Origin of the sequence: Luteitalea sp., assembly GCF_022842525.1 — a bacterium.
GTDB lineage: Bacteria > Acidobacteriota > Vicinamibacteria > Vicinamibacterales > Vicinamibacteraceae > Luteitalea.
On record NZ_JALHPM010000266.1, the window covers coordinates 1 to 6,409 of the forward strand.

Here is a 6,409-nt window from a genome sequence, read left to right on the forward strand (position 1 = left end):
GCAGCCACGACGGCCGCGCGCCGGCGGTGATCGGCGTCCTCAACGACCGCGCGGCGCTCGACCTGGCCCGCGGTGATGCGCGCGCCGCCGAGGCGCGTCATCGTCGCGCCCTCGCGCTCGCCATCGAGCTGGTGGGCCCCGAGAGCTTCCAGGTGGCCAACGCGCTGAACAACCTCGCAGTCGCCATCGCGCTGCAGGGGCGGCATGCCGAGGCGGCCGCGGCCCTGCGCGACAGTCACGCGCGGCACGTGCGGCTGTTCGGCACCGAGCATCCGCGGACGATCAACGCCGCCCGCAACGTGGGCATGGCGCTCTTTCTCGACGACCGGCCCGCCGAGTGCGTGACGTGGATGCGTCAGGCGAGCGAGGCACGCCGACGCCTGTCGGGGCCGACCGATACGGGCGCGGCGTACATGCAGGCACAACTCGGCCGCTGTCTCGCGCGCCAGGGGGCACTCGCCGAGGCCGTGACACGGCTGGAGCGCGCTCGTCTCGTGCTGGAGGCGGCGGGTGTAGAGGCGGCCGACTACGCGGCCAACGTGCGCCTGTGGCTGGGGATGGCGCTGTGGTCGCAGGGCGAGCGCACCCGCGGAGGCGCCCTCGTGCGGACCGCGGTGGCGCATCAGCGCGCCACGCGGCCGGCCACGCACCCGACGCGGGTGGAGGCCGAATGCGAACTGACGCACGTGCTCGACGCCGACGCGGCCGACGGCGCCCGGGCGGCGATGGCGTCGTGCGTCGCCGCGCTCAGGCACGCACCGGCCATGCCGGCGTGGCGCGCCGCGGCGGCACGAGCGCTGGCGGGCCGGTACAATCAGACCCCATGATTCCCGCACCCTCTGATGTCGCCGCCCCGCCCGCCGATGCCACCGTCACGCCGAGCGGCCTCGCGTCACGCCAGCTCGAAGCCGGAACGGGCACCGTCCATCCCGGCCCGCGATCGCGCGTGCTCGTCCACTACTCGGGGTGGACCACCGACGGCCGGATGTTCGACAGCTCGGTGAGCCGCGGTGAGCCGATCGCCTTCGGTCTCTACCAGGTCATCCCCGGCTGGACCGAAGGGGTGCAGCTCATGGTCGAGGGCGAGACGCGTCGTCTCTGGATCCCCGAAGCGCTCGCCTACGGCGGACGTCCAGGCGCGCCTGCCGGCATGCTGGTGTTCGACGTCGAGCTCATCCGCATCGAATCGTAAGGCGTCGCTCACTCGTCGCGCAGGGCTACCACCGGCGCCGTGCGCGACGCACGCCACGCCGGCACACTGCTGGCGAGCAGGGCCACCGCCGAGAGCACCAGCGTCGACATCCCGAGCGTGAGCGGGTCGCCAGGCGTCACACCGTGCAGCAGGCCGGTCATCAGCCTGGTGAGCAGCATCGCCCCGATCAGGCCAGCACCCACGCCGAGCCCGACGTGCCGCGCCGACTGGCGGAGCACCATCGTCCTGACGTCGCCCCGCTGGGCCCCGAGCGCCATCCGCAGGCCGATCTCACGGGTGCGCCGCGTCACGGCGTAGCTGACGACGCCATAGATGCCGGCCGCCGCGAGCAGCAGGGCGACCGCCGCGCACACCGCCAGCAGCGTCAACTGGAAGCGCGGGCGCGCCAGCGCCCGCGACACGACCTCCTCCATCGTGGCGACGTCGGAGACGGCCACGTCGCGATCCATGCCGGCGACGAGGCGACGGACGGCCGGCATGAGCGCGCCCTCGCGACCCGGCTCGGTTCGGACCATGAAGCTGAGATAGCTGAAGGGCGCCGTCGGACTGGTGGCGTACTCGGCGCTCTGCAGGAACGGCAGGTAGACTTCGCTGCCGCGACCATCCTCCCAGGTCCGCCCGGCGGCGTCGGCCACGACGCCGACGATCGTCAGCCAGCGGGGCTCGGGGTCCGAGGCGGCTTGCCCGAACAGGATGCGCTTGCCGACGGCCTCTTCGCCGGGCCAATGGGCCCGCGCGAGATCGTCACTGATGATCGCCACACCTGGCGTGCCGGTCCTGTCGGTCCACGTGAAGTCGCGGCCGCGCTGGATCGGGATGCGCATCGCGGTGAAGTAGCCGGGAAGCGACACGCGATAGATGGCGCCGATCACGGCGCCGTCCGCCGGGGCCGTGCGTCCCTCGATGGTCATCCCGCGCGTCCAGAGGTCGCCGTCGAGCGGCCGGTGATTGATCGCGGATACGGCCGTCACGCCCGGCAGCGCGGCCAGCCCTTCGACCAGCGCCTCGTAGAACGGCGCGCGCCGATCGGCATCGGCCTGCCGACTCCCGAGCACCGAGACGGAGAACGAGAGCACACCCCCGGGATCGAAGGCCGGATCGTCGGCCTGCAGCGAGGCCAGGCTTCGCACCATCAGACCGGCCCCGGCGACGAGCACCAGCGACAGCGCCACCTCGGAGGCCATCAGCAGCTCGCGCGTCGCCGCCTGCCGACGATCGGCCGAGGCTCCCCGCCCGGCCGCCAGGTGCTCCCCCGGCACGGGGCGGGCCGCCTGCAACGCCGGCGCGAGCCCGAACCCCAGGCCGGCGGTGAGTGCCATCGCCACCGTCCCGAGCAGCACGGGCAGGTCCAGCCGGATGTCGGCGGCGCGCGGCAGGTCCGGCGGCGCCAGCGCCACCAGCGCGTCGATCCCGACGATCGCCAGCGCCACCCCGACGACGGCCGCCGCTCCGGCAAGCAGCAGGCTCTCGACGAGGAACTGACGGACGATCTGCGTCCGCGTCGCGCCGAGGGCCAGTCGCACCGCCACCTCGCGTCGTCGCGTGGCCGCACGCGCCAGCAGGATGTGCGCGACGTTGGCGCACGCGATGATCAGGACGATGCCGACGCCGCCCAGCATCACGAGCAGCGGCATGCGTGTCTCGCCCACGACACGCTCCTTGAGCGAGACGACGCGCACGTTGCGGTTCGTGTGCGGGAAGGCGCTCTCCAGCCGGGTCGTGAGCGCCGTGACGTCGGCCTGCGCCTGCGCGAGGGAGGTGCCGGGCGCCAGACGGGCGAACACGCGCAGACTGTTGTGCGTGCGGCTGGTGGGGCGGCCGGCATGGGGCAGCGGCGCCCAGAGCTGTGACTCGGCGGCCCAGAACGGCGCGAAGACGAAGCCCGGTGGCATGACCGCGACCACCGTGTAGAGCTCGCCGTCGAGGCGCAGCGTCTCGCCGAGTGCCGAGGCCCGGCCGCCGAAGCGGCGGCGCCAGAGGCCGTGCGAGATGACGACCTGCTTGTCGTCGCCGCCTGTGAACGCGTCTGCGCCGGGGAGGCGCCCGAGGGCCGGCGCCACGTCCAGCAGCGGGAGCAGATCCTGCGTCACCCGCAGGCCCAGCACGCGTTCGGCGCCCTCCTCCAGGCCGATGTTGACGCGCCAGTACTCCGCAGCGCCCATGCCCTGGAACGACCGAGCCTCCCGTCGCCAGTCATCGAAGTTGGCATACGAGACGGGCGCCCGCCCGTCGTGCATGACGATGACCAGTCGGTCGGCGTCCCCGTAGCCGAGTGGCCGGACCAGAATGGCCTCGACCGCGCTCAGCATCGTCGTGTTCGCTCCGATGGCCACGCCAAGCACCAGGACGATGATGCTGCACACGAGGGGCGTGCGCCGGATGCCGCGGAGGCCGTAGCGCACGTCGCGCCAGAGCGTCTCGAGCGCGCGGGTGCTGCGGGCATCGCGGTGGGCTTCCCGGACGGCGTCCACGCCGCCGAAGGCCTGACGGGCCTCCCGTCTGGCCTCCTCGACGGAGAGGCCGCGGGCCCGGGCGTCGTGCTCGGCCAGTTCGAGGTGAGCCACGATCGCCGCATCGAGCTCGCGGTCGAGCCTGGTGCGGCGGAACAGGGCGAGCAGGCGGCGGAGGCGCGCAGTCATGGTCTGGCTCCGAGAAACTTCGCGATGAGCGCGGTGGACTGCTCCCAGCTGGCGATCTCCTTGCGGAGATGTGCGGCGCCGGGGGGCGTCAGTTCGTAGAACTTGACCTCGCGGTTGGTCTCGCTGAGCCCCCACTGCGTCCGGATGAGCTCCTGTTGTTCGAGCCGGATGAGAGCCGGATAGACGGCACCCTGACTGAGACGGGTGGTACCGCCGCCGACCTGCTCCAGGCGCCGCGCGATGGCGTAGCCGTGCAGCGGCCCCATCGTGTCGAGCGTGCGCAGGATCAACAGGTCGAGCGTGCCGTGCGGAATGTCCGACTTGGTCTTGGTCATGTCTAGCGTAGACATGTCTACGGCAACGGGGTCGAGAAGGTTCCTGAGCCCAATCTCACCGCATGCTCATCGCCTGCTGAAGACTTCGATCACGGTCGTGGGGGATGCTTGGCCCCGTGGCGAAGACGTGGAACCGGATGGAGACCTGGCTGACGCTGGCGGTGCTGGGGGTGGGCGGCGTTGTGACCGCCATCGCCGGGTTGCACACGTACATGACCGTCATGGCGACGCCGCTGCACCCGGACCCGCAGCGGATCCCATCGACGGTGGCCGCGGCGCCGACCGGGGACTGGGCCGAGCCGGTCGCCCGTGCCCGGCAGGCCGCCCGTGCCGGGATGGCCGAACAGAACCTGCCCGGACTGTCCGTGGCCGTGGGCGTCGGCACGGACGTCGTCTGGGCCGAGGGGTTCGGCTTCGCGGACCTGGAGCGCCAGGCGACCGTCACCCCGGAGACCCGCTTCCGCATCGGCACGGCGTCCACCGTCCTCACCTCGGCGGCGGTGGGGCTGCTGCTGGAGCAGGGGCGCCTGCGGCTGGACGACGAGATCCAGGTATACGTGCCGGCCTATCCGAAGCAGCGGTGGCCGGTGACGCTGCGCCAGGTCATGGGCCACGTCGCGGGCCTTCGCTCGGATGGCGGTGACGAGGGCCCCCTTCTGGGCACGCACTGCGACCGGCCGGCCGAGGCGCTGGCGGAGTTCGCCGATCGGCCCCTGCTGTTCGAGCCCGATACCGACTACCGCTTCTCGCACTACGGCTGGACCGTCGTGAGCGCGGCGATTGAAGCCGCGACCAGCCGTGCCTTCGCCCATGTCATGCGCGATGACGTCTTCGTCCCGCTTGGCATGGACGACACGAAGCCCGACGTCGCCGCGGAGCAGAGTGCCGGGCGGGCCACCTCGTACTTCCCGCAGTACGCGGCCGAGCCCCACTACGGCCTCGATCTCATGCGCCCGATCGACACCTCCTGCTATGCCGGGGCGATGCACTTCGTGTCCACCCCGTCGGACCTCGTGCGCTTCGGCATGGGCGTCCAGCGCGACACCGTGCTGCGACCCGAGACGCGGCGCCTGTTGCAGACGTCGCAGCGCCGGCGGTCCGGGGCAGACACGGGCTACGGTCTCGGGTGGGATCTCGAGACGGTCACGCTGGCGGGCCGAGTGACGCCGGTGGTCGGCCACGATGGCGATCTGCTCGGTGGCCAGGTCGCGTCGCTGCTGATCGTCGGGGAGCGCGGACTCGTCATCGCGGTCACCTCGAACACGTCCTATGCGGACACGGCGGCCCTTGCCCTCCGGATGGCGGAGGCGTTCGCCCGCTGAGCCGGTTCAGGCGTCTCAGCGCGTCGAGGTCGGAAGCAGCGCCAGCGCACGCCGCAGGTACGGTTCCAGTCCGTCGACCATGCGCGCGAATCCCAGTTCGGTCGGATGGCTGTCGTCCACGGTGCCGTCTCCGTCGGTGCCGAGCAGCGACGCGCTCGGCACGAGGAGCAGCCGCGAGTCCCCGGCCGCGACGCGCGCCTGGTGCATGCGTCGGAGCGACGCGTTCGCCGCTGCGACGTCCGCGGCCTTTTCGGGGCGAAACCGCAGGTTCGGATACAGCAGATGCTCGACCAGCACGATGGGCGTCTGCGGCCGCGCGGCTCGAATCGTGTCGATGAGATGCGGCATGCGCTCGATGACCTGCGCCGGTGTCAGGTTCGGCAGCGGGTCGAGCACGTAGATGGCGGGATTCAGATCGGCCAGCAACCGCGCCACCTCGGGTTCGGCCTTGCCGTTGCCCGAGAAGCCCAGATTGATGACCGGCAGGTCGAGCCGACGGCCCAGCATCGCGGTGTAGCTCATGCCGGGGCGGGACGCACAGCAGCCCTGCGTGATGGACGTCCCGTAGACGACGAGGGGACGGGTCGGCACAGGTGGATCGAACCGGAACGTGGCGTCTTCGGGCACGCCCACCTCGAGGCGGCTCACGCCGTTGTAGAGGGGCAGATACAGCCGGAACTCGCGGGACGTCGGTGTCAGGCCGTCGATGACGAGGGCGTCGTTGGTCGGCGACGCCGTGGGTCTGGCGCCGCCCACGAAATACCACTGCCCGTCGTCCCGGGCATAGCAGGCTGCTGAAAAAGAAGGTTGAAGGGATCGACAGGTGGATCCCCGTGACTTAGCATCGACGCCATGCGTGGCGACGACGAGCAGAGCGGTCATCTCTTCAGCTACCTCTCG

The 6,409-nt window shown here is 71.6% G+C and carries 6 protein-coding genes; 3 read left to right on the forward strand and 3 right to left on the reverse strand.

The annotated features are described in order from the left end of the window. Positions 1-827: tetratricopeptide repeat protein (locus tag Q0C41_RS28785; RefSeq protein ID WP_291990010.1), on the forward strand; the 827-nt coding region annotated here is incomplete at its 5' end. Next, on the forward strand, positions 824-1,192 hold the full coding sequence (locus Q0C41_RS28790; protein WP_291990013.1) for an FKBP-type peptidyl-prolyl cis-trans isomerase: 369 nt from the start codon (positions 824-826) through the stop codon (positions 1,190-1,192). The genes Q0C41_RS28785 and Q0C41_RS28790, both read left to right, overlap by 4 nt. Positions 1,193-1,200: 8 nt before the next feature. Here the strand turns inward: Q0C41_RS28790 and Q0C41_RS28795 are convergent, their stop codons facing one another. Together Q0C41_RS28795 and Q0C41_RS28800 are read right to left on the reverse strand one after the other, a co-directional pair. Beyond that, complete coding sequence (locus Q0C41_RS28795; protein ID WP_291990015.1) at positions 1,201-3,852, reverse strand: ABC transporter permease; 2,652 nt, start codon at positions 3,850-3,852, stop codon at positions 1,201-1,203. Then, on the reverse strand, positions 3,849-4,202 hold the full coding sequence (locus Q0C41_RS28800; RefSeq protein WP_291990017.1) for a PadR family transcriptional regulator: 354 nt from the start codon (positions 4,200-4,202) through the stop codon (positions 3,849-3,851). The genes Q0C41_RS28795 and Q0C41_RS28800 overlap by 4 nt, the downstream gene beginning before the upstream one ends. Positions 4,203-4,303: 101 nt before the next feature. On the opposite strand from Q0C41_RS28800, the gene Q0C41_RS28805 reads away from it, so the two are divergent. Then, positions 4,304-5,509 carry a serine hydrolase gene (locus Q0C41_RS28805; RefSeq protein ID WP_291990019.1) on the forward strand — a complete coding sequence of 402 codons (1,206 nt, stop codon included), beginning with the start codon at positions 4,304-4,306 and terminating at the stop codon, positions 5,507-5,509. A gap of 15 nt (positions 5,510-5,524) precedes the next feature. Here the strand turns inward: Q0C41_RS28805 and Q0C41_RS28810 are convergent. After that, positions 5,525-6,409 (reverse strand): SGNH/GDSL hydrolase family protein (locus Q0C41_RS28810; RefSeq protein WP_291990021.1); only part of this gene is annotated, 885 nt, incomplete at its 5' end.

Coding starts and splice junctions, on each gene's coding strand:
- Q0C41_RS28790 (WP_291990013.1), top strand. CDS start 824: ATGATTCCCGCACCCTCTGATGTCGCCGCCCCGCCCGCCGATGCCACC.
- Q0C41_RS28800 (WP_291990017.1), bottom strand. CDS start 4,202: ATGTCTACGCTAGACATGACCAAGACCAAGTCGGACATTCCGCACGGC.
- Q0C41_RS28795 (WP_291990015.1), bottom strand. CDS start 3,852: ATGACTGCGCGCCTCCGCCGCCTGCTCGCCCTGTTCCGCCGCACCAGG.